The organism is Bacillus sp. ISL-77 (genome assembly GCF_018613105.1).
Map to the genome: position 1 here is coordinate 38,399 of NZ_JAGGQY010000043.1, position 23,332 is coordinate 61,730.

Consider the following 23,332-nt stretch of genomic DNA (forward strand, 5'->3'; position numbering starts at 1 on the left):
ATATTAATTAACTGCACAACCGAGAGAGTTATTCCTGATAACGTAAAACTATAAAATTTTCCCAATCTTATCTACAGCAAAAATTAAAAACCCAGACCGGTCCAATGAGCTACACTGACCGATTCTGGGGCAAACCGTATTCGGTTTGTAATAATATTATTTCATAAACACCTAATTTTCCTATTTGCTAAAAGGATTATTCTGCTTTACTACCTTTGTATTAAAAGCAATTACACAAAATCACCCAAATTCTGTCACCCGTTTGTCACTCTATTAAACCATTATTATAGTACACTAAAATTAACAAGATTAAATTACATACATTCCCAAAATAGATAATATCTTCATTATTACTATTCAGAAATTGCTTATGTGAAATTCCTCACAAATATTGTATTGAAATAAGTATCATACATAGAGAGAGAAGTTGCTCATCCAAACTAATCTACTTGAGGTGGAATCAATGAAATACGATTTAGTGCTTTTGCATGCACCAAGTGTTTATGAATTTCGAAAAAACTCCCTGCTAGCCGGCCCCATCAGTGATGTTGTGCCATCATCACCTGTTTTTGAAATGTACCCCATCGGAATCACTAGTATTGCAGAATACCTTGAAAGGTACGGTCTTCGGGTCAAGATCATTAATATCGCTAATCGGATGCTGATGAGTAATAAGTTTGATGTGGAAGCAAAGTTAAGGAATATTAACACCAAGGCTTTCGGCATTGATCTTCATTGGCTTCCGCATGCACACGGCAGTATCGAGCTGGCGAAAATTATAAAAAATCTTCATCCCGATATTCCAGTGATTTTTGGCGGACTATCTGCCACTTATTATCATAAGGAGTTAATTGAATATCCTTGCATTGACTTTGTTATGCGCGGCGATTCAACCGAAAAGCTGATGCTGATATTGATGAATAAAATTGAACAAGGGAATACCCACTATGCGGACATTCCCAATTTAACCTGGAAAAAAGGGAGCGACATTGGCTGCAATCCGCTTACTTATGTACCAAAGGATTTGGATGACCTTGACGTTCCAGGTTATCGTTATGCGATCCGTTCTGTTTTTAAATATCGGAATTTCCTTGACCCGCTTCCGTACAATGGCTGGCTGCAATATCCAAATACCGCTTTACTGACAGCGAGAGGCTGCTCACAAAACTGTCTCATCTGCGGCGGTTCTAAGGATGCCTATGATCAAAACTGTAACCGAAGCTCCCTTGCCTTACGGTCGCCCGAAAAACTAGTTGAGGACATTAAATTCATTTCACGCTTTAGCCGGGCACCAATTTTTATCCTTCATGACCTGCGCCAGGGTGGACGTGAATACGTGAAGGAATTTTTTAGCCGGCTGAAGGAACTTCATCTTAAAAATGAGGTCGTCTTTGAGTTATTCCAGTATGCAGACGAAGAGTTCTTTCAACAGATGAATGATAGCGTTCCGAAATATAGTATTGAAATTACCCTGGAAACACACGATGAAAAAATCAGACGCTACAACGGGAAATTTAACTGTACGAACCCTAAAGTAATCGATACGCTTAATTTTGCCTTAAAGCATAGCTGTAAAAAAATCGATTTATTCTTCATGGTTGGGATTCCAGGACAGACCTATGACAGCGTGTTAGAAAACATTGATTTCTGTGAAAAAATCCATCTTGCCTGCAATCAAGACAAACGGATATTCTACTTCGTCGCACCACTTGCACCGTTCCTAGATCCTGCAAGCCCAGCGTTTGAAAATCCAGAACTCCATGGCTATAAAAAGTTCTGCCACACACTTGAGGACCACCGCAAGGCGATTACCCAGCCTTCGTGGAAACATATGCTTAGCTATGAAACAAAGGATATGACACGAGATGACATTGTAAATTCAACCTATGAATCGGCACAACTACTAAATGATTTCAAATTAAAATACGGCCTGATTGATGAAGAAGGTTATCTAGAAATCAAATGGAAAATAGAGAAATCGATGGATTATATTGAAAAAATTGATTATGTTCTCTCTCTTCCAGCAGAGCAGCAACTTGGTGAACTAGCAAAGATTCGTGAAGAAATTGAAGAGTTAAATAAATATAGTATTTGTGGAAAGAACGAGTTAAAGTGGGAAGTTCAAAAGAATTACGCTAACTTCTTTTCACTCACATTAGTCGGACTCGAACAGCTCTATGAAGATTATGCGAACAAAATTAGACATCTATTAAGTCCGAAAAGACGACAGCAATTCCAGCTAGATACCGAACAGAGAAAAGTGAAATATTAAAAGGAGTTGGGGGATTCCCAACTCCTCTTTTATAGCCAAGGCTTAGTGACCGCCTAAATAAGCATTTCTAATTTGATCGCTTTGATTTAGCTCTTCAGCTGTACCTGAAGCAACAATTTTTCCGGTCTCAATGACATAGGCACGATCGGCAATCGATAACGCCATATTAGCATTTTGCTCTACCAATAAAATGGTTGTCCCAGTTTTATTGATTTCCTCAATAATCTTGAAAATAGTTTTTACTAATATCGGCGCAAGACCCATGGAAGGCTCATCTAATAGTAATAGGCGCGGTCTAGCCATTAATGCGCGGCCCATGGCGAGCATTTGCTGCTCTCCCCCTGAAAGGGTACCAGATAACTGCTTTCGGCGCTCCAGCAAGCGAGGGAATAGCTGATAGATCTTTTCAAAATCTTCTTGAATGCCTTTTTTATCTTTCCGTAAATACGCACCTAATTCTAGATTTTCCTCAACCGACATGTTTGAGAAAACACGGCGGCCTTCTGGTACTTGTGAAATCCCTCGTTTAACAATTAATTGAGGAACCTTGCCCTCCACATGTTCATCTTCAAACAATACTTCACCATTTTTCGGTTTTAGTAAACCAGATATGGTTTGTAAAAGTGTACTTTTCCCAGCACCATTGGCGCCAATCAGTGTGACAATTTCTCCTTGATTGATCTCGAGAGAAACTCCCTTCAATGCATGGATATTTCCATAATAAACATTAATATCATTTACTTTTAGCATTAGGAGACCTCCTCTCCAAGATAAGCTTCGATGACTTTTGGATTATTTCTAATTTGTTCAGGTGTACCATTGGCAATTAATTGACCATGGTCAAGCACATAAATTCGCTCACAGACCCCCATAACGAGAAGCATGTCGTGTTCAATTAATAGGATCGTTAACGAAAATCTCTCACGAATTAACGCGATTAAATTCATCAGTTCTTCTGTTTCCTGTGGATTCATGCCGGCAGCCGGTTCATCCAGAAGCAATAATTTAGGATTAGCAGCTAATGCCCGGGCAATTTCAAGGCGACGCTGCTGACCATATGGTAAGTTTTTTGCTTTTTCATGCATCACATTTTCGAGCTTAAAGATTTTTAAGAATTCAATCGCCTTTTCTTCCATTTCCTTCTCACCGGAAAAGTGGGAAGGGAGGCGTAAAATAGAGCTCAGCATCGAATGCTTGGCCAGCGAATGATAGGCTACCTTTACATTATCGAGAACCGACAGTTCACTAAACAAACGAATGTTTTGAAATGTCCGGCTGATTCCTTTTTTGGTAATTTTATACGGCGCTAAGCCATTTAGTTTTTCGCCATCTAGCGAAATGCTTCCCTCGGTTGGAACGTAGACACCTGTAAGCAAGTTAAAAAACGTCGTTTTCCCGGCACCATTTGGGCCAATTAAACCGACAAGTTCACCCTGATTTAATTCCAGGTTTACATCCGAAACAGCCTTTAAGCCGCCAAAACGGATCCCGGTATTTTCTACTTTAAGCAACTTTGTTTTTTCGTTCATTTTTGCACTCCTCCTTTAGCGGCTTTACCAGCTTTAAAGAATGAGGTAATCTCTCTCGTTCCTAGCAATCCTTGTGGTCGGAAAAGCATCATTGCAATTAAGACAAGACTGTAAACAACCATCCGAACCTCTGGATAACTGGAAAGGTAGGTCGAAATAATTGTTAATAGGACCGCTGCAATAACCGCTCCAGACATACTTCCAAGCCCGCCTAATACAACAAAAATTAAAATATCAAATGATTTCAAAAAGCCAAAGTTAGTCGGCTGAATGATATAAAAGTTATGCGCATATAAGGCACCGGCAATTCCGGCAAAAAAGGCACCGATGGCAAAAGCTGTAACCTTATAAAAGGTTGTATTGATCCCCATTGCATCTGCAGCTATTTCATTTTCTCTAATTGAAACACAAGCTCGTCCATGTGTCGAGTTGGTAAAGTTCACAATCACAATGATGGTTAGCAATACACAAGCAACCAGCCATGGCCACGTTGTTAAGTGGGAGACTGTCATCCCGCTTGCCCCACCGACATATTCAATATTTAAAAAGACTATTCTTACAATCTCTCCAAAGCCAAGCGTGGCAATGGCAAGATAATCTCCTTTTAATCTTAGTGTCGGAATCCCTATAATGAGCCCCGCCACTGCGGCTGCCAATCCGCCAACAAGGATGGCCACTGGAAAGGGCAGGCCCAATTTCATGGTCATGATCGCTGAAGCGTAAGCTCCAACGGCTAGGAAACCAGCATGTCCAATTGAAAATTGCCCTGTAATCCCAATAATTAAATGGAGACTTGCGGCAAGGATAATATTAATTCCGATAAAAAATAGTGTGTTTACATAAAACTGGTTCAATGACCCGCCAGTTATTAAAAATTGCATGACGATTGAAAATATAACGGCTAGAACGATTGAGGTCCAGAAAAACTTCGCTTGTTTTAAAATTGCCATCGCTAAAAGACCCCCTTAAACCTTTTCCCTGATATTTTTACCAAATAAACCTGCTGGACGGAAGATTAAGATTAAGATAAGAACGACAAATGCTACGGCGTCACGCCATAGGGAGTAGCCTGCTGCACTAACAAGTGACTCGATTACACCCAAAACTAAACCGCCAGTCATCGCCCCAGGAATACTCCCGATTCCGCCTAAAACTGCGGCAACAAACGCTTTAAGTCCTGGGATAATTCCCATCAAAGGCTCAATTTTTGTATAGTAGACACCAAAAATAACTCCGGCTGCACCAGCAAGGGCAGAACCAATCGCAAAAGTTGCTGAAATCGTGTTATTCACATTGATTCCCATTAATCTTGCGGCATCCATATCGTGTGATACGGCTCGCATGGCTTTACCAATTTTTGTTTTATGAACGATAAATTGTAGTAAAATCATTAAAATTAACGAAGTTCCTAAGATAAGTAAGGACTGACCGCTAATTTTTACCCCAAAAAGCTCTAAGCTCTTTATTGGAACGATTCCATCCGGATAGGCTTCCGGCTGGGCACCACGAATATAAATGGTACCATACTCAATAAACAACGAAACCCCAATTGCGGTAATAAGGGCCGCAATTCTAGTTGCATTTCTAAGAGGCTTATAAGCAATCCTCTCGATTAAAACACCAAAGATGGCACAGGCCACCATGGAAATAAGTAATGCTGGGAAAAATCCTAAATCTAAAATAGTAATGGAATAAAACCCTATAAATGCACCAACCATGAATACATCTCCATGGGCGAAGTTAATCAGTTTTACAATACCATAAACCATTGTATACCCTAGAGCAATTAATGCATAAATACTGCCCAAGGATATTCCATTTACAAGCTGCTGTATTAATTCCATCTGTCTTACACTCCTTTGGACCGACTTCACGTATCTTTTTTTAAATACAATTAAACAAAGTTTGCATGTTGGGAAACTTGCATTTCTTTTATAAAGTGGAATAGGGAGACATCACGCTCCCTATCCCTCTGGCAAACTATAAAATTTTGCTAGCTAAAGTGCCTAGACAAGGCGCTTCCGCTTTTCTTTAAGGATTGATCTTTGTCTTAAATTGTTGTTCTCCGTTTTTGTACTCAAGGATAACAGCGGCTTTGATTGGATCATGGTTTTTATCAAGCTTCACTTTTCCAGAAACAAGTTCTAATCCATCTGTTTCAGCGAGTGCCTTCTGAATTTTGTTAGAATCACTGCTTCCAGCACGTTTAATCGCATCCGCAAGGAAGTATACTGTGTCATAACCTAGAGCTGTAAAGGCATCCGGAGATTTACCGTCGTATTTTGCTTTGAACGCTGCAACAAAGTCTTGAACCTTCTTTTCACTATCACCTGATGAATAGTGGTTTGTAATAAATGTGTTATTCAGTGTATTTGCTCCAGCGATTTCTACTAGTTTAGGAGAGTCCCAACCGTCACCACCCATGATTGGCACATTTAAGCCAAGCTCACGAGCTTGTTTGATAATTAAACCTACTTCTTCATAAAAGCCAGGAACGAATATATATTCTGGTTTTGCTGATTTTATATTTGTTAAGGTTGCACGGAAATCTGTATCCTTCGCCACATAGGCTTCTTCTTTAACAATTTTTCCGCCATTTGCCTCAAAATTCTTTTTAAAAGACGCAGCAAGACCTTTAGAGTAATCGCTTGAACTATCAATCAGAACAGCCGCACTCTTAACCTTTAAATCATTGGAAGCGAAATTTGCTGCAACTGTACCTTGGAATGGGTCAATGAAGCATGTACGGAAGACAAAATCATTTACCTTTCCATCTTTATTTGTGATCGTTGCGTTTGTTGCCGTTGGTGTAATTAATGGAATTTTATTATCTTGAGCAATCTGCACTTGTGCTAATGTGTTTGTACTTGTTGCCGCACCGATCATCGCAACAACTTTATCCTGAGTGGCAAGTTTTAGAGCACCATTTGTAGCCTCTGCTGCATCTGACTTATTGTCAACTGTCACTAATTCTAATTTTTTGCCATTAATACCTTTTTTGTTGATTTCTTCGATTGCTAACTCAATACCTTCTTTGGCAGATTGGCCATAAGAAGCTACTCCACCCGATAGTTCTAGGTTCGCACCAATCTTAATTGTGCCTCCTTTTTCCCCATCGCTACTAGCACTTGAATTACATCCTGCCAACACACCTGCCGCAACCATAAACGACATAAAGATACCAGCCAATTTCTTTTTCCTCATGATTTACCCCCTGTTTTTTGAAAAAATTTTCCCAATCGCCTTTGTCTAACTGTTTTAAAAAAAGATAATATTCTGAAAACATTGTACAAAATATTTGGGGGTTCGTCTAGTGGTATTATACATTATTTTAAGATAATTTGCAATATAGCAAATATATGGATTTTACCCACTCAAAAGACTTTATTGCACTAAAGTTAAAAAGGATTTATATGAAAAGGGAAAATAAATTTTTTTTTAAAAATATTTTGGTTAAATATGATTCAATGTTCTATATATAAAAAAAGAGACTCCGCTATAAAGAATCTCTTTAGACTATTTATTATGCTAGTTCTGTATTTTTTGTTTCTTTTCCCAATACGAAAACGGCGATTGCTCCAATTAAGACAGAAATACAGAAGATCATAAAGATGGTTGAAATCGATACTTGCTGTGCGACAAGATTACCGACTAATAAGGGTCCTAACACGCCGCCAACTCTTCCAATCGCTGCTGCCATACCAGAGCCTGTACCACGCATGATGGTTGGATATTGTTCAGGGGTATAAGCGTAAAGACCTCCCCAAGCACCTAGGTTAAAAAATGATAATAGAATTCCTGAAGTCATCAACAGAGCAGTCGATTCTGCTGCCCCAAAGAAATAGGCACTCACTGCTGTACCAATTAAATAGACAACTAAAACGAACTTACGGCCGAATTTTTCAATAAACCAGGCAGCTGTAAAATAACCGGGGAGCTGCGCTAACGTCATAATTAGCACATATTCAAAGCTTTTAATTAAGCTGAATCCTTTCATAATCATTACACTTGGAAGCCATAAAAACATTCCATAATAGGAGAAAACTACACAAAACCATAAGATCCAAAGCATCGTTGTTTGGCGCCTGTAATCCTTTGAAAATAAATTCCTCATGCTTTGGAAGACTGAAATTTTTTCCTTGTCCTTTACTGCCGTAAAACGGGGTGAATCCGGCAGCCCCATGCGTAGGTATAATGCATATAAAGCTGGAATGGCACTAATAAGTAATGCCACTTGCCAGCCAAACTTTGGAATAATGAAATAAGAGATAACTGCAGCAACTAGCCAGCCTCCTGCCCAAAAGCTCTCAAGCAGAACCACAATCCTGCCGCGCTTTTCGGCGGGGACACTTTCTGATACGAGTGTGGAGGCAACAGGAAGCTCTCCTCCTAAACCAGCGCCGATGAAGAATCTAAACACTAAAAAGGCGGTTAATGTGGTGGTCATTGCGGAAAGCCCGCTCCCAATGGAAAATAATAATAACGTGATGATAAATACATTTTTGCGTCCAACTTTATCTGCCATTAAGCCAAAAATAAGTGCACCAACGGCCATCCCAATGGAATTGACACTTCCAATCCAACCCATCTGCCCAGGAGTCAGCTCCCATTCTACTTTTAAGGCTGCAATGATAAAAGAAAGCATGCCGACATCCATGGCATCAAACATCCAGCCCATCCCGGCAATGCCAAGCAATCTTCGGCCTGAAATTTCCTTTTTGTTTTTCATGTGGATCCCCCTAAGTTGTAGCTATTTTTTTACATTATTCCCTAATTTTCTTTACTTTAGGTATGAGAATAATCGATTAACCATAAGTATTCTAGCAGGTGTCTTTACAGTTGTCATTAATAATTTACTTTATTTTGGTAGAGGGGGGCGTCCTTTGCTAGAAGAGTACATTGAGGTCGTTAGATAACGTTATAGCAAGTTTCCATTTACCCTAAAGCATAAAAAGGCGCTCCCTCGGTAAATGAATGAACGCCCATCAACCATATGTATTGACTAAAAGAAGAGACTGAACCTCCCCAGTCTCTCCTTCAATACCTAGCCATCCAAACCCGTTTCCACATTTTTGAACTGATTAAAAAACATATTGTAATATTTGCCTTGCTGCCTCATTAATGTATCGTGGTTTCCAGTCTCGATAATTTCCCCATGGTCAATGACCATGATGGTGTCAGCATCGCGAATTGTATTGAGGCGGTGGGCAATGATAAAGCTGGTTCGGTTCTCCATCAATGTGAGCAGGGCTTCTTGAATATGGAGCTCAGTCCTGGTGTCAATGCTGCTCGTCGCTTCATCTAGGATCAGCAGGGCGGGCTTAGCTAAAATGACTCTCGCAATCGCCAGCAGCTGCCGCTGTCCTTGGCTTAGATTGCCGCCATTTTCAGACAAGACCGTTTCATATTGGTTAGGAAGCCGTTTGATAAAACTATCGGCATTGGCCATCTTCGCCGCGCGTTCCACCTCATTGTCCGTTGCCTTCGTATTTCCATACTTAATATTTTCCTTGATCGTCCCTGAGAATAAATAGGTATCCTGGAGGACAAATCCAAAGCATCTTCTTAAGCTGTCCCTTGTGTATTCCCGAATATCATGGCCATCAAGGAGAATTCTTCCGTCTGTCACGTCATAAAATCTTGTCAGGAGATTTACAATCGTCGTTTTTCCAGCGCCGGTTGGTCCGACGAAGGCCGTACTGCTGCCGATATCCGCTTCAAAGCTGACATTTTTTAGAATCGGCACTTCCGGACGGTAACCAAAACTTACATTCTCAAATATGACATGTCCTTTTGGGTTTTCTAAGGCGATTGCCTCTGGCAGATCTTCTGGCTCCTCTTGTTCATCGATGATTTCAAAGACACGTTCGGCCCCAGCAACGCCAGACTGAAGAATATTGAAAATATTCGCCAGGTCATTAAGCGGCCTGACAAATTGCCTGGAGTAGGTGATGAAGCTGGCAATTGCCCCAATCGTGATGATGCTTTTGACCGCAAGGATTCCTCCAACCACCGCGACCACTGCAAAGCCAAGGTTATTAATGACGTTCATGATCGGCATCAAAAATCCGGACCAAATTTGCGCCTTGAGGCCGACCTCACGCAGCCTCGTATTGACCACTTCAAATTCTTCGATGACCTTTTCCTCGTGATTAAAGGCTTTGACAATTTCAATTCCAGAGATTGTTTCCTCAATATGGCCATTTAATATTCCCAGCTCCACTTGCTGGTTTTTAAACAGGACACTCGTCCGTTTGGCAATCGTTTTTGTGAGTAAAAAGACAAGCGGTACGGTTATTAAGCTTGCTAATGTCAAGATAGGGCTCAATAGTAACATCATCATTAATGACCCGGTAATGATGACCACCCCGGACATTAATTGCGTCGTTGATTGCGAGATTGTATTACTAATATTATCGACATCGTTTGATAGCCTGCTCATTAACTCACCGTGTGAACGAGAATCAAAAAAGGATACGGGCAGCTTTTGTAATTTTTTAAAAAGGGCATCCCTTAAGCTTTTGACAATTCGCTGGGAAACGCCGGCCATCAGCCATCCTTGTAAAAAGGTTAACAGGCTGTCAGTCAGATACGCTGCGACCAAGATCCAGATCATCATCTCAAGAAATCCAAAATCTACTTTTCCACCATTCATTCGCATCGCATCTATCGCTTTTCCAATCAGTAAGGGGGCAAGCAGCATCAGGGCTGCGTCCATTACAATAAAAATAAAAATAACCGTGAGCATTTTTCGTTCTTTGCCGAAATATTGCCAAAGTCTTTGCAATGTCCCTTTAAAGTTCTTAGGCTTGACAACAGGCCCACGGCGTTGGGCTCCGCCAAAACCGCCTGGTCTCATCGGCGGCGGGGCAGGGGGAGTATTCCCAGTCTGTACGTTTCCCTTTGACACTACGGATGCACCTCCTTGCCGACTTGAGATTGGTAGATTTCCTGATAAACACGGCAATCCTTCAATAGTCCCTGATGTGTACCAACCCCAACAACTTCGCCGCGGTCGAGGACGACGATTTTATCGGCATCGATAATCGAGGTGATCCGCTGGGCAATCAATAAACAGGTAAGCCCTTTAGCATATTTCTTCAAGGCCTCCTTGATTTTCGCCTCGGTTGCGACGTCAACGGCACTTGTACTATCATCTAATATCAAAATTTCTGGTTTCTTTACTAAGGCTCTAGCAATGGAAATCCGTTGCTTTTGTCCGCCGGAAAAATTGACGCCCCCTTGGCCAATCCTTGTTTGGTAGGCTTCCGGTGACCTCTCAATAAAATCATGTGCCCCGGCCATTGTCGCGGCCGTAACCACTTCTGCATCGGTTGCCTCTTCATTACCCCAGCGAATATTTTCCGCGACACTCCCCGTAAACAAAATATTCTTCTGGGGCACGATCGCAATTTTCTCACGTAATTTCTTCGGACTGACCTGTTTACTATCAACACCGTCTACTTTAATCGTACCGCCCACCGTATCGTAGAAACGGGGGATGAGTCCGACAAGCGTGCTTTTCCCTGATCCTGTTGAGCCGACGATTCCTACTGTCTCTCCAGGCAGGATGGTAAGATTAATATTTTTTAAGATTGGCTCGCCTGTTGCTTGTTCATAGGAAAAAGAAACATTTTCAAAGTCGATTCGGCCTTTTTCAATAGAATTTAACCTAAGTTCCTCATTCCAAGAAACGTTATCCGCTTGAGAAAATACCTCATCGATTCTCCCTGCCGAGGCCTTTGCTCTGACAAACATCGTAAAAACCATCGAGATCATCATCAATGAAAATAGTATTTGCGTCATATAGTTGATAAAGGCAATAATATGGCCGACCTGAATACCGCCCGTATTCACACCATTGCCGCCGATCCAAAGGACAACAACAATCCCAAGATTAACGGTGAGCATAATGGCTGGACTGAAAGAGGACATCAGTCGATTTGCTGAAATGGCTTGATTTTTATATTGGTCATTTACCTTCGTAAACTTACCAACCTCGACATCAAAGCGATTAAACGCTTTCACAACTCGGACCCCGGATAGGTACTCCCGCATGACACTATTCACCCGGTCCAATCCATTTTGAACACGGGAAAAGAGGGGAAAGCCCAATCTCATATTAAAGATGATTAATAGCGCAACAATTGGAACCACAACCGCCAGGACCACGGAAAGCTGCAGGTTTAACCGTGTGGCCATAATCAAACCGCCAATGGCTAGCAACGGGGCTTTGACAAAAACCCGCATCAATCCATTAACAAACACCTGAACTTGGGTCACATCATTCGTCAATCTGGTAACAAGGGAGGCGCGGTCAAATTTATCGATGTTTTTAAACGAAAGTGTTTGAATTTTTTTGAATAAGTCCGACCTTAACTCCGTCCCGAAGTTTTGTGAAACAATACTAGCGACTACACTTCTGGTGGAAGCAGCGATTGCTCCACAGGCCGTAATCAGCAGCATCAATCCGCCCATTTTCAAAACATAACCTATATCCTTGTTGGCCACACCTTCATCAATAATTTTCGCCATTATGGTTGGCTGCATCAAATCACTAATCGCCTCAATGGTAAGGAATAAAACCGCTATGCTAAAAGATTTCCAGTACTTCTTTATGTATTTTGATAAAAACTTCATTCGCTCACCCCAGCCTCTCGGAAATCCTCTCTAGGAATATTATAATTTTTTTACTTCGATTAACCAACTAATTGACCTGCAAACGTAAAGGGTTATTTCGAAGGCTTTTTTGGGATTAGCATCGATTATTCCATAAAAAAAGGGCCCACTTTTGAAATGGGCCTCGAGCATTTATAGACTATTTTTGAACCGGGCTAAACTCATGAACCCACACGCGCATTTGCGGCAACCATGGCATTCCAGGATGAATACTTAGAATCGATTGTTTATAGGCTTCCACATTTTCGAAGCCCTCACGGCGTGCATCTTCATCCGTTAATTCACCTAATGACTGGGAATAGACACGGTCTACCACAAAGTCACGGCCTTCCAATGTCATGATTTCTCCAGGATCCGCATAGCGGCCATTCCGGCGCGTCGCTGTTTTTTCACCTGAAAGTACCTTCTTTACATCTCCTTCAAGTGTGACTAAGCGTTCCACAGAACAAGTCTTTGGCGGCAAGGTATTGTTTTCATTTTGTGTTGTCATTCGCTTCTCCTCCTATTTCTAATTCATTTACCTATATTATCACTATCGTTATCATTAAATCCATTTTCAAGGAGAATTAAACAACCTGTCCGCCTTTATCATGGTATTTAATAATTCCTTCAGCCGCACGGTAGGCTAAGGCACCAACGGTATCTGTCGGATTATAGCCAGAGTTATGCGGAAATGCGGATGCTCCCACCACGAACAAATTATCGACGTCCCACATTTGCAAATAATTATTGACGGCCGAGGTCGTCGGATCATTCCCCATAATCACACCGCCCGTGTTGTGGGTGGATTGATAGGTGGTGATATCATATGGACCTAAATCTTTCATCGCATCGATATGGTCTGCTCCCATTTCTTTAAGAATCCCTTCACATTTGGAGGCAAGGAACTTGGCCAGCTGCCGATCTTGATTTTCGAAATCAAACGTAATCCGTATTAAAGGGTCCCCATAAGCATCTTTATAACTTGGATCAAGGTCTAGATAGTGATGTTTAAAAGGCATCGAAGAACCTTGGGCACCTACTGATAGATAGCGGTTGGCATATTTGACTGACTTTTCCTTGAACTCTTTCCCCCATGTAGGCTTGCCTCCAGGAACTGGGTTATTTTGAATCGGTCTTAAACCTGTTTGACTGAGAGAAACCATCCCGCCATGAATAAAGCCAACCTTGGAGTGATCAAAATTATCACCATTATAATCATCCAATACCATTCCGAGCGAACCGGCCCCTGCAAACGTATTAAATTCTTTATCATCAAAAAAGCCAATGGCATTCCCTTTGATTACTTGATAGGCATAATTTTTTCCAATCACGCCTTTTCCTGTGCCTGGATCGTAAGGATTGCCCACATTCGACATTAATAACAGGCGAATATTATTGAATACATAGCTTGTTAAGACGACAATATCAGCTGGCTGTTCAATTTCCTCGCCTGTGGTCACATCTGTGTACATAACGCCGGTGACCTTATTCCCTGTTTTTAAAATTCTTCTAACATTGGAATGGGTTCTAATTTCAAAATTCCCCGTTTTGTTCGCGACAGGAATAACGGTTACGACCGGATCGGCCTTTGCTCCATATTCACAGCCAAAGCGCTCACAGTATCCGCAATATTGACAGGCTGATCTTGCAATTCCATCTGGATTTGTATAGGATTCAGAAAGGTTAGCAGACGGCATCATATAGGGATGGAGTTTCAATTTTTTCGCAGCCTCCTCAAACATTTGCAATGGAGGCGACTTTTTCATCGGTGGAGTTGGATACTTACTTGATCGTTTTCCAGCAAGCGGATTTTCCTCCCCTGAAATACCAGTAAGTTTTTCAAATTTATCATAATAGGGCTCGATTTGATCATAGGTAATTCCCCAATCTTGAATCGTCATTCCTGCAGGAATTTTATTTTTGCCATACCTCTCAACCGTCTTACTATAGATTTCAAAATCATACGGCAAAAAACGAAAGGTCTGCCCGTTCCAATGGACACCTGAACCCCCTAATCCATCTCCAAGCAGAAACGAGCCATATTGTCGCATCGGAAGGGCGCGGATTTTTTCATTTCCTCGGAAAGTAATCGTTTCTTTAGACAGATCTTGCATCATTCCATAGCGCAATGCATACCGTAGTTCATCATGGACCATAAAGTAATCTTCCGTTCTTCTTTCCTTACCTCTTTCCAAACCGACCACTTTCAGTCCTTTTTTGGTCAGTTCAGACGCAATGATTCCGCCTGCCCACCCCACGCCAATAATAACTACATCTACCTTTGGTAATTTCCTCACCATCGTTTCCACCTACTTTCTTAGTGATTCATATGGGATTTTAGACTTTGCGGTTTAACTTCCTTAAAATCCTTGTCAATAATGTCTGTATATGCCATTTGACTGCCAGGATATTTCTTCATTTTCCAGCCGTCCATATTTTTATTTCCACCGTATAATGGATCACTATAAGCGCCTTCTAGTGTGGCGCCCCTAAGCATTTGAAAAAATCCACTCGGAGAAATTGTTGTTAAGTTTACTTTATCCTCCTCAAAATCTTTCAGAATAGCATCCTGTTCTTCTTCTTTTAACTCAGTGAAGTTTTTCTTATAGACGGTCATACTGTGATTTTGAAGTTCCCTCAGCCCAATATCAAAAATATCTCTGCGCCTTAACCGTCCCTGGTAGCCTTGAACCTTTTCACCTTTGAAAAAGGGTGCCTGCATATATTCCCTTGCATTAAAGCCCCAATCACCTGCCAACTGATGGTCTATAAAAAAGGCCACGCCAAGCGCCTTTGCTCCCGGTCCATGGTCATCCTCTGGAAAAATCCGTTCTGTTGCTGCTTCGGTCAATTGGAATTGTTCAGGTGTAAAATACATCAACGCCTGATTAAAGTTTTCTGCTTTTGTCTGTGTTACTTTTTCCTCTTTTTTACGATTTAAAGGGAGTAGACTGCCCAAGACACCACCAACAGCTAGACCACCCACGGTGAAACCGGTATTACGAATGAATTTCCTTCTAGATAACGATTCTGGATTTTCCTTGTTTTCTTCAGCCATCTTTTATACCTCCAGTATTTTCGACATTATTCTCTTTTAATAAATACTTTTCTCAATATGTTCCGAAATATTCCATTCATAATTAGAAAATTCATGGGGAAAATACATTTTAAAAAAGGAGGCTATTTTTTATGTTTAAACAAAAATGGAAAATCTGGGGGTTACCGTTTGCTGCCTTATTATTGTTGTCGGGATGTTCAGCCCAAAACGGAGTGAACGGAAATGAGGTCGGGGCTGCAGAAAATCTTGACTATCATGATCCGGCTGTTAATAAAAATGGGAATGTCCATGAACATCAGAATAGTCCAAATGTCATTCCAAGTGTGGACAGAACTAAGAAAGAAACCACAAACAAAAATGGTCAAACAACAGGAGGGGTTGGAACGAATGTCTATAGCTTGATTGGCAGTTCCAGCCTCCATGACGGCGGGATTTCCTCCCATTTGGAATCCCGATTATCTGGTGAGGGGATTCCAGGTATTAAGGTATTTGTCTTAGATGACACCATTATTCTGGCAAGAGCACAACCGGAAGTGACCTCGACTCGCTATGATGAATTACAAAGCAAGGTGTTAAAAAACACCGCTGGAGAATCTGGAACCGGTAATCTCGATGGGGTTGACCCTTCGAAGTTGAATAACGATGACAATTTAGATCGAGCCAAAGAATTGATGGATAAAGCCTTTAATGGCCATGTTCAAATTTTAACAATTACAAACCCAAAAGCATTGCCGCTCATTGATGGAATAAAGGCAAATATTAAGTTAGATACTCCTTCCTATAGCAAGCTTTCAAGCGATATCAATACCCTTGTTAAAATGACGCGGGAAAAATAGTCTCAAAAGGAAAGGCCTGACAAAAGTCAGGCCTCTCATTATGCATTTAAATCTTTCTTTTTATAAAAGCTGAAAGTTACCAATAGCAGGACAGCAATTAATATCGCGGATATGACGATGAAAATCGCCTCGAGTCCACCGCCAAACATCACATTTTTTGCATCAAAATATTTAAAGGGGGTGAAGTATTTCATGCCTTCAATGTTCTCATTCAAATCAATCGCAATCGATAACATGTACGTAAGTAGAAGGATACCAGTTGCTAGAGATGGAGCCGTTTTAGGTTTCTTTTTTACAGCCGCAAGCGCGCTCCCGATGACCAGAAACAAGACCTGTAAAATAAACATGCCTGCCATGGTAAGGGCGATATCACCATTAACCGCTTCACCTGTACGGTTGTATTTCCCTACCAAAATAATCAACGAACCCCAGGTGACAAGATTGAAGATGGCAATATTCGTGAAGGCAGCCAATAATTTTGCGCTAATAATGGTATTTCTGGAAACTGGTTTGACAAAGAGAAACTCCGCTGTTTTGTCCCGTTCTTCTTTGGCAATAATTGAAGCTCCGAGCATTGCTGCATGGATCGTCGCCATTAATAATAAATAAATATACAGCAAGGAATAATAACCGCTAATCTTCGATAAATCGACGACACCGAAACCCATGACTGCCTTCATCGATTTAGGCAGATCTGCAATCAGATCATTGATCGATTGGCCCGATGAGGAATAGGCCTCATATTTAGCCATGCCTGATGCCACCATGAGGAAGACACCAATGCTCCAAAATATCAGCGACTTTCGATAAGATTTCAGTTCTTTTAAAAATATATTCATAACCAAACCCCTCCATTTCGCAGCTATACAGCGTGGATATCCTTTTTGAGATAAACAAAATAACTCGCCGCGATGGCCAGAATGATAATAACGGCGCCAGCCACTAAAAAGGATGGTTCATAGCTTTCATGTTTGATGATATAGGCGGTGTCAAAATACTTAAACGGCGAAATATAGCGTTTTGCTTCCTCACCTGTTGTGATGCTAAACATCCCCAGAAAATAGAACGCAAAGACGGTTGTAAGGGAGACGGTCAATACCGACTTAATCTTAGGGACAATCACCGACATAATCACCCCTAAGGCTAGGAAAATCAGCTGGATAAAAAACATCGTGAGTGAAAGCATAATAAGTACCTTCAGGCTAAAGTCATCTGTCTTGACTTGAAATGCCAGGATGATGGTTACAGCTAGGTAGATAATATTAGTAATGATGATCGAGACAAAGGCTGCCATCAGTTTCGCTGTTAGAACAGTCGTCCGGGTAACAGGCTTCGTTAATAAAAAATCGGCTGTCTTTTCGCGGACTTCCTTACTGACAATGCTCGTGCCAAGATTCATCCCCTGAATTGCCCCACATAACGTAATGAATGACAACGGGAAGCAATAGAAACCTAGAATGGTAAAGAAATTCCCAAGGTTAAACCCGATCGCATTCCTGATAGCTTCCGGATAACCCTCCATGATTTTTTGGAAATCTTCTGCATCCTTAGCAAAGGCAGGATAGAAGGACATAAATAGAGCGATGATCAACACTAACGATACAGACCAAATAATCGTCGACTTCCGATAAGCCTTCAATTCATGAAAAAAGATATTCATAGTCTTAGGCCTCCTTTTCGTAGTAATGCATAAAGATCTCCTCAAGGTCTGGCTCTTCAATCCACAGATTCACAAGTTCAATGTCAGCAATCTTTTTCAAGATGGCATTGATGTTTCCTCTAAATAAAAAGCTAGTCGTCGTGTCCTTAACTTCTAAATTATTGACGCCGCTGATGTTGAAGCAGCTTGGATCGAGCGGTGCTTTCGTTTCAATTTTGAACTTTTTATAGTTGTTTTCTTGTAAGGTACTAATCTTTTCAACCGTGACGATTTTACCTTCTTTAATGATCGCAACACGGTTACATAAGCGTTGAACCTCGCTAAGGATGTGAGAGGAAAAGAGGATCGTCACCCCTTTTTTGTTCTCTTCCTCTAAGAGTTCAAAGAATTTTTGCTGCATGAGCGGGTCGAGTCCGCTCGTTGGTTCGTCAAGGATAATCAGCTTTGGTTCATGGAGAAGTCCCTGAACAATGCCAACCTTCTTTTTATTTCCCAGGGAGAGATCATTAATTTTTTTATTGAGATCCAAATCCATAATTTCCGCCAATTCCTTGATTCGCTTACTGCAATCCTTTTTATAAAAACTAGCTGAATATTTTAATAGGTCCTTTACTTTCATATTGTCATAGTAAAAAACTTCAGAAGGCAAATAACCGATTTCTTTTTTAATTTCAGGTGCAAATTGAACACAATCTTTGCCAAAAATAGTCGCGCTGCCGCTGGTTGGGTAAATGAGAGACAAAAGGGTCCGGATCGTGGTTGATTTACCGGCGCCGTTTGGCCCAATGAAACCAAAAATCTCGCCTTCTTCGACATGAAAGCTAATGTCCGTGATCCCCCTTGACTTGCCATACGTCTTTGTCAGATTGTTTATTTCAATTACATTCATCGTGACAGCCTCCTATTTGTAGAAACATTTAATCAAAACCTCAAAATACTCCTCTGCTTCGGCTTGGATCGCTTGATAATTAATCTCGTGGGTTGGCGACAACTTGGCTTTTTCAATCGCTTCATCACTCATCTTTTCAAACGTCCAGTTGATGATTTTTATGATTTTTGTCAGATCGACATCATCTCTAAATTTGGAAAAATCAATCCCCTCATACGCTTTTTCCATATTGATATGTGTCAGTTCTGATTTTTTTTTATCAAATTCAACCTTTATTTCAGCAGATTCCTCCAAAAATACCTCTTGGATAAACTTAAAGATATCTGGATACGTCCCAAGCATTTCCGCTTTGATCATGATGGCATGCCGCATACGCCTAAAAAAGTCAGTCTCTTGGAAATTAATTTTTTTGTAAAATTCGTCGGTAATGAGTTCGTAACAATAATCAAATAAAAATAAGAACAACTGCTTTTTGTTCTGAAAATAATGAAACAGCAATCCCTTTGAAATACCCGCCTCTTTGACGATTTCATTGGTCGATGCTCGGTCATATCCTTTCTCAGCAAATTCCTTTATGGCAGCATTTATGATTCGGTCTTGTTTTTCTTTATCTAAGTTGAGAAATTTTGAAAACATTGTCGCGGCCCTCCTTTTTCAGCTATTGACCACATCAGTCAACCACATTGTACTCCCGTTGACTCATTCGGTCAATAGCGGTCAAGCCCTATTTTTTTACAAAATTATGAAATAGTTGTTTGAATTATAGTATGACCTTTGGGGACGTGCTACGATGCAAGATGACGGGTAGATTTTAAGGAGGTGATCGAAGATTATTATTAAAGACAGAGATGGATCATTGACGTTAGAAGGTTTGCTTGCAGCTCAGCAGCGGTTATCAGCTGGCCATTCGCTCCAGCCAGTACTGGCAGCTAAACGAGCATCCGTTGAGGCGGGTATTGGCGGGGAGGAAAGGGTAGCTGACGTCTTCCGGAAGCCCCCATTTTCAGCTGAACACCACATTTTCCACGACTTATCTCCCGCATGGTCCGAAAATTTTCAAATGGATACGTTTGGGCTGACTCCTTGGGGTGGGGTGGTTTTAGAGGTAAAAAATATTGGCGGAAGCCTGGAGTTCAAGGACAATCCTCCTCAATTAATCCGAACACGGGAGGATGGACACAAGGATGGTTTTGAGAATCCTGTTGTCCAATTGGAAAGAAATCGTGGGTTAATTAGTGATTGGTTTCTGAATCGAAACATCTTGCTCCCAATCTACGGGGCAGTCGTTTTAGCTTACCCGAAACAAATGGTTACCGTTCCTCCTGCAAAGACTAAAATCTTGTTCCCCAGCTTAATCCCCTCATTTATGAAAAGCACCCCACAACAAGCAAATAAGTTGGACCAAGAAACCTTTCATTGGCTGTCTGCCGAACTCCTAAAAAGTCATCAACCGTTTATCCCAAAACCGATATGCGCAGCCTACGGTATTCCTTTCGGGGATTTTCGCTCTGGGGTGAGGTGCTTGCCATGCGGCAGGTTTGGCATGGTGAAGCTTCCCCGGACATGGTGCTGCCCATATTGTGGAGCGAATGATCATCTTGCCCACCTTAGGACTTTACGAGAGTGGTTTTTGATTTGTAATAGGACCATCACGAATAAGGAATGCCGGGAGTTTTTGGGGGTTGATGATATTTACACAGCCAATCGTATATTGAAGGGTATGAATCTGATGAACACAGGAGGATTTCGGTACCGTTCCTATGAAATGGATTTTAGTAAAAATAGGTAAATGATACTCAAAAGGGCTTGGGGACCCTATCTGCAAGTTAGAGCACTCTATCCGCAAGTTGGGACCCCATCCGCAAGTTGGAGCACTCCATCCACAAGTTGGGACCCCATCCGCAAGTTGGAGCACTCCATCCGCAAGTTGGCTCACTTGCGCCTTCGATCTAATTTGAAAAACGTGTAACCGCTCTCTCATAGTGTTATGATAATCATGAATTCATCCAAAAAGGGGAGTGTAGTGCAATTGAAAAACGAACTCATTGAAAGATTTACTTCCTATGTAAAAGTGGACACACAATCCAATGAAAACAACGAAACTTTTCCATCAACAGAGGGGCAGTGGACATTAGCCCGCATGCTTGTCGAGGAATTACAAACAATCGGGATGCAAGAAGTTACCATCGACGAGAACGCCTACGTGATGGCGACCTTACCGTCAAACACAGAAAAAGAAGTGCCCACCATCGGCTTCCTGGCCCATGTCGACACTGCCACGGACTTTACCGGAAAAGGAGTTAACCCGCAGATCGTCGAAAATTATGATGGCAACGAAATCGTCTTAAACGAGGCGCTAAAAGTTGTGATGTCTCCGAAGGATTTCCCAAGCCTACCCGACTATAAAGGCCACACCCTAATCACAACAGACGGAACCACATTGCTTGGAGCGGACAACAAAGCTGGCATCACTGAAATCATGACAGCAATGGCTTACCTGATTAACCATCCGGAAATTAAGCACGGTAAGGTCCGCGTTGCGTTCACCCCAGATGAGGAAATTGGCAGAGGTCCACATAAGTTTGACGTTGCGTCCTTCCATGCGAAGCATGCTTATACCGTCGATGGCGGTCCGCTAGGGGAGTTAGAATACGAGAGCTTCAACGCGGCAGCGGCGAAAATCACGATAAAAGGCAACAATATTCACCCCGGTTCCGCAAAAGACAAAATGGTCAACTCCATGAAAATTGCGATGGAATTACATAGCCAACTCCCAGCACAGGAAGCACCAGAACATACTGAAGGATACGAAGGCTTCTTCCATCTGCTATCATTCAATGGAGATGTTGAACTAACAAAACTCCACTATATTATCAGAGATCATGACATGGAAACTTTCAAGTCGAGAAAAGTGTTGATCGAAAACATCGTCAATGGACTCAAGGCCAAATATGGCACAGACACCATCAACCTCGAACTGAACGATCAATATTACAACATGGGTGAAAAAATCAAGCCGGTCATGGAAATTGTCGACATTGCCCATGAGGCGATGGTGAACTTGGACATTAAGCCAATTGTCAAACCAATCCGCGGGGGCACCGATGGCTCCCAGCTTTCTTACATGGGACTGCCAACACCAAATATCTTTACAGGCGGCGAAAATTTCCACGGCAAATTTGAGTTTATCTCCGTGGATAATATGATCAAAGCAACCAACACCGTCATTGAAATCATCAAATTGACAGAACAAAAAGCGTAAATCACACAATAAAGCTAACCTTACATGAACCATGCTTAATTTACACAAAAAAGCTAACCTTGCATGAACCAAGGTTAGCTTTTTCATAAAAGAAGAGCTGCTGCGCACTGTTGAAGACTAGAAACGGTTTCTTCAAGCTGGGTATTCAACTGCACAACAGACCATTTCCCGCCGTTCTCCACTAGGTCCTTCTGAATCAGCAGGATCATCCACATCGAAAACACGGTCGCAAATAAATAATACTCTTTGAAAAAATAATCCCGATTGATCTCAAACTTAACCAGATTTAGATAGGACTCCAAGATTCGATCCCGAAGTGGACTCGTTATTTTTTTCGGGAAGAGGGGATGTGACATATCAATGAGATGGTACAAATCCCAGTACGGTGAATTAAGATGGGTATGCTCCCAGTCCAAAATCTTCAACTCATCGCCGACGATTGCAAAATTCCCCGTATGTAAATCGCCATGGGTTAACACCTTTTTCTCTAAAAAATCCAGGCGATTAAGTTGTGGAAAAATGGCCTCGATTAGCTTTTCCTCGATTTTTAACGATGGCAATAAGCGATAAAACTCATCCTTCTTATCACAAACATCTGATACTATTTCCTCTATTTTTGGCTTCAATCCTGTTACCGGGACATTTCCCAATTCCTCAATGGGGAGCGAATGCCACCACGCCACCCATTTGATCACACCCATTACACTTTCTTCATTAAATTCGTGGGAGAGTGGGCCAAGATCCTCAAGAATCATCCAGTTTAAATCAGTCTGTTCACTTATGGAATAGGAGATAATTTTTGGATAAATCGTTGGAAATATGGGGAGAATATGTTCATGGACCCAGACCTCTTTACCTAATTGGCCATCGTTTGTTAGTGGTTTAAAAATATAGCTAGTTGATGGAGTTAGGTAAAATCTCTCCACAAATCTCCCATTCATCCCCTTATAGAGGATTTCCTTTTTAAAGATGATCTCCTCATTTAAATTTCCATCGGCCCGGACAATATTGTTAAGCAGTTCCATGGGCTCACCACCGCATCTATTAATAGTTTCATAGATTTATTTATTTTCAACTATGACTATAATGTTTATTCTTATTCACAACAAATGAAATGCATTACAGAATATTTCCAACCTGTTTGGTCAAAATAACATTGGTTCGA

20 protein-coding genes are annotated in these 23,332 nt (G+C 41.4%); 4 read left to right on the forward strand and 16 right to left on the reverse strand.

The features are described 5' to 3' along the window. Window positions 1-463: 463 nt before the first annotated feature. Window positions 464-2,272, forward strand: a complete 1,809-nt coding sequence (locus J7E77_RS17840) for a TIGR04190 family B12-binding domain/radical SAM domain protein (RefSeq protein ID WP_214716129.1) — start codon at window positions 464-466, stop codon at window positions 2,270-2,272. A gap of 42 nt (window positions 2,273-2,314) precedes the next feature. Here J7E77_RS17840 and J7E77_RS17845 read toward each other — a convergent pair whose 3' ends face one another. The 11 genes from J7E77_RS17845 to J7E77_RS17895 form a co-directional block, all read right to left on the reverse strand. After that, complete coding sequence (locus J7E77_RS17845; RefSeq protein WP_214716131.1) at window positions 2,315-3,022, reverse strand: ABC transporter ATP-binding protein; 708 nt, start codon at window positions 3,020-3,022, stop codon at window positions 2,315-2,317. Continuing rightward, window positions 3,022-3,801, reverse strand: a complete 780-nt coding sequence (locus J7E77_RS17850) for an ABC transporter ATP-binding protein (RefSeq protein ID WP_214716133.1) — start codon at window positions 3,799-3,801, stop codon at window positions 3,022-3,024. Before J7E77_RS17850 ends, J7E77_RS17845 begins: the two co-directional genes overlap by 1 nt. Beyond that, the gene (locus J7E77_RS17855; RefSeq protein ID WP_214716135.1) at window positions 3,798-4,751 is read right to left on the reverse strand and encodes a branched-chain amino acid ABC transporter permease; all 954 of its coding nucleotides are present in this window, start codon (window positions 4,749-4,751) and stop codon (window positions 3,798-3,800) included. Before J7E77_RS17855 ends, J7E77_RS17850 begins: the two co-directional genes overlap by 4 nt. A gap of 15 nt (window positions 4,752-4,766) precedes the next feature. Continuing rightward, window positions 4,767-5,645 carry a branched-chain amino acid ABC transporter permease gene (locus tag J7E77_RS17860; RefSeq protein WP_214716137.1) on the reverse strand — a complete coding sequence of 293 codons (879 nt, stop codon included), beginning with the start codon at window positions 5,643-5,645 and terminating at the stop codon, window positions 4,767-4,769. A gap of 187 nt (window positions 5,646-5,832) precedes the next feature. Beyond that, entirely contained in the window at window positions 5,833-7,005 is a 1,173-nt protein-coding gene (locus J7E77_RS17865; protein WP_214716139.1) for an ABC transporter substrate-binding protein, read from the reverse strand. A 319-nt stretch (window positions 7,006-7,324) separates the two neighbouring features. Further along, on the reverse strand, window positions 7,325-8,530 hold the full coding sequence (locus J7E77_RS17870) for an MFS transporter (RefSeq protein ID WP_214716141.1): 1,206 nt from the start codon (window positions 8,528-8,530) through the stop codon (window positions 7,325-7,327). A gap of 315 nt (window positions 8,531-8,845) precedes the next feature. Then, entirely contained in the window at window positions 8,846-10,660 is a 1,815-nt protein-coding gene (locus J7E77_RS17875; RefSeq protein ID WP_214716275.1) for an ABC transporter ATP-binding protein, read from the reverse strand. A gap of 50 nt (window positions 10,661-10,710) precedes the next feature. Then, a complete protein-coding gene (locus J7E77_RS17880) occupies window positions 10,711-12,441 on the reverse strand; it encodes an ABC transporter ATP-binding protein (RefSeq protein ID WP_214716143.1) in 1,731 nt (576 codons plus the stop codon). 178 nt (window positions 12,442-12,619) lie between these two features. Continuing rightward, on the reverse strand, window positions 12,620-12,970 hold the full coding sequence (locus J7E77_RS17885) for an ASCH domain-containing protein (RefSeq protein ID WP_214716145.1): 351 nt from the start codon (window positions 12,968-12,970) through the stop codon (window positions 12,620-12,622). Between the two features lie 76 nt (window positions 12,971-13,046). Beyond that, a complete protein-coding gene (locus J7E77_RS17890; protein WP_214716147.1) occupies window positions 13,047-14,762 on the reverse strand; it encodes a GMC family oxidoreductase in 1,716 nt (571 codons plus the stop codon). Window positions 14,763-14,779: 17 nt separating this feature from the next. Further along, window positions 14,780-15,520: a gluconate 2-dehydrogenase subunit 3 family protein gene (locus J7E77_RS17895; RefSeq protein ID WP_214716149.1), complete on the reverse strand. Its 741-nt coding sequence runs from the start codon at window positions 15,518-15,520 to the stop codon at window positions 14,780-14,782. Between the two features lie 131 nt (window positions 15,521-15,651). On the opposite strand from J7E77_RS17895, the gene J7E77_RS17900 reads away from it, so the two are divergent. Then, window positions 15,652-16,356, forward strand: a complete 705-nt coding sequence (locus J7E77_RS17900) for a hypothetical protein (RefSeq protein ID WP_214716151.1) — start codon at window positions 15,652-15,654, stop codon at window positions 16,354-16,356. 38 nt (window positions 16,357-16,394) lie between these two features. Here the strand turns inward: J7E77_RS17900 and J7E77_RS17905 are convergent, their stop codons facing one another. The 4 genes from J7E77_RS17905 to J7E77_RS17920 are packed head-to-tail and all read right to left on the reverse strand — an operon-like array spanning window position 16,395 to window position 19,541. Beyond that, a complete protein-coding gene (locus J7E77_RS17905; RefSeq protein WP_214716153.1) occupies window positions 16,395-17,195 on the reverse strand; it encodes an ABC transporter permease subunit in 801 nt (266 codons plus the stop codon). Window positions 17,196-17,218: 23 nt separating this feature from the next. Beyond that, complete coding sequence (locus J7E77_RS17910; RefSeq protein ID WP_214716156.1) at window positions 17,219-18,016, reverse strand: ABC transporter permease subunit; 798 nt, start codon at window positions 18,014-18,016, stop codon at window positions 17,219-17,221. Window positions 18,017-18,020: 4 nt separating this feature from the next. Further along, window positions 18,021-18,905: an ABC transporter ATP-binding protein gene (locus J7E77_RS17915; RefSeq protein ID WP_214716159.1), complete on the reverse strand. Its 885-nt coding sequence runs from the start codon at window positions 18,903-18,905 to the stop codon at window positions 18,021-18,023. 12 nt (window positions 18,906-18,917) lie between these two features. Beyond that, window positions 18,918-19,541 carry a TetR/AcrR family transcriptional regulator gene (locus tag J7E77_RS17920; protein ID WP_214716161.1) on the reverse strand — a complete coding sequence of 208 codons (624 nt, stop codon included), beginning with the start codon at window positions 19,539-19,541 and terminating at the stop codon, window positions 18,918-18,920. 220 nt (window positions 19,542-19,761) lie between these two features. Here J7E77_RS17920 and J7E77_RS17925 point away from each other — a divergent pair, with 220 nt between their 5' ends. After that, complete coding sequence (locus J7E77_RS17925; RefSeq protein WP_251028104.1) at window positions 19,762-20,694, forward strand: nuclease-related domain-containing protein; 933 nt, start codon at window positions 19,762-19,764, stop codon at window positions 20,692-20,694. A 240-nt stretch (window positions 20,695-20,934) separates the two neighbouring features. Next, window positions 20,935-22,167: a peptidase T gene (gene pepT, locus J7E77_RS17930; RefSeq protein WP_214716162.1), complete on the forward strand. Its 1,233-nt coding sequence runs from the start codon at window positions 20,935-20,937 to the stop codon at window positions 22,165-22,167. Window positions 22,168-22,250: 83 nt separating this feature from the next. Here pepT and J7E77_RS17935 read toward each other — a convergent pair whose 3' ends face one another. Continuing rightward, complete coding sequence (locus J7E77_RS17935) at window positions 22,251-23,192, reverse strand: phosphotransferase (protein ID WP_214716163.1); 942 nt, start codon at window positions 23,190-23,192, stop codon at window positions 22,251-22,253. Window positions 23,193-23,332 lie beyond the last annotated feature (140 nt).

What these genes read in the sequence shown, in the direction of transcription:
- J7E77_RS17910 (WP_214716156.1), bottom strand. Translation starts at nt 18,016, where the DNA reads ATGAATATCTTTTTTCATGAATTGAAGGCTTATCGGAAGTCGACGATT.
- J7E77_RS17915 (WP_214716159.1), bottom strand. Translation starts at nt 18,905, where the DNA reads ATGAATGTAATTGAAATAAACAATCTGACAAAGACGTATGGCAAGTCA.
- J7E77_RS17900 (WP_214716151.1), top strand. Translation starts at nt 15,652, where the DNA reads ATGTTTAAACAAAAATGGAAAATCTGGGGGTTACCGTTTGCTGCCTTA.
- J7E77_RS17850 (WP_214716133.1), bottom strand. Translation starts at nt 3,801, where the DNA reads ATGAACGAAAAAACAAAGTTGCTTAAAGTAGAAAATACCGGGATCCGT.
- J7E77_RS17855 (WP_214716135.1), bottom strand. Translation starts at nt 4,751, where the DNA reads ATGGCAATTTTAAAACAAGCGAAGTTTTTCTGGACCTCAATCGTTCTA.
- J7E77_RS17845 (WP_214716131.1), bottom strand. Translation starts at nt 3,022, where the DNA reads ATGCTAAAAGTAAATGATATTAATGTTTATTATGGAAATATCCATGCA.
- J7E77_RS17840 (WP_214716129.1), top strand. Translation starts at nt 464, where the DNA reads ATGAAATACGATTTAGTGCTTTTGCATGCACCAAGTGTTTATGAATTT.
- J7E77_RS17870 (WP_214716141.1), bottom strand. Translation starts at nt 8,530, where the DNA reads ATGAAAAACAAAAAGGAAATTTCAGGCCGAAGATTGCTTGGCATTGCC.
- J7E77_RS17905 (WP_214716153.1), bottom strand. Translation starts at nt 17,195, where the DNA reads ATGAATATATTTTTAAAAGAACTGAAATCTTATCGAAAGTCGCTGATA.
- J7E77_RS17895 (WP_214716149.1), bottom strand. Translation starts at nt 15,520, where the DNA reads ATGGCTGAAGAAAACAAGGAAAATCCAGAATCGTTATCTAGAAGGAAA.
- J7E77_RS17860 (WP_214716137.1), bottom strand. Translation starts at nt 5,645, where the DNA reads ATGGAATTAATACAGCAGCTTGTAAATGGAATATCCTTGGGCAGTATT.
- J7E77_RS17865 (WP_214716139.1), bottom strand. Translation starts at nt 7,005, where the DNA reads ATGAGGAAAAAGAAATTGGCTGGTATCTTTATGTCGTTTATGGTTGCG.
- J7E77_RS17880 (WP_214716143.1), bottom strand. Translation starts at nt 12,441, where the DNA reads ATGAAGTTTTTATCAAAATACATAAAGAAGTACTGGAAATCTTTTAGC.
- J7E77_RS17875 (WP_214716275.1), bottom strand. Translation starts at nt 10,660, where the DNA reads ATGAGACCAGGCGGTTTTGGCGGAGCCCAACGCCGTGGGCCTGTTGTC.
- J7E77_RS17885 (WP_214716145.1), bottom strand. Translation starts at nt 12,970, where the DNA reads ATGACAACACAAAATGAAAACAATACCTTGCCGCCAAAGACTTGTTCT.
- J7E77_RS17890 (WP_214716147.1), bottom strand. Translation starts at nt 14,762, where the DNA reads ATGGTGAGGAAATTACCAAAGGTAGATGTAGTTATTATTGGCGTGGGG.
- J7E77_RS17935 (WP_214716163.1), bottom strand. Translation starts at nt 23,192, where the DNA reads ATGGAACTGCTTAACAATATTGTCCGGGCCGATGGAAATTTAAATGAG.
- J7E77_RS17920 (WP_214716161.1), bottom strand. Translation starts at nt 19,541, where the DNA reads ATGTTTTCAAAATTTCTCAACTTAGATAAAGAAAAACAAGACCGAATC.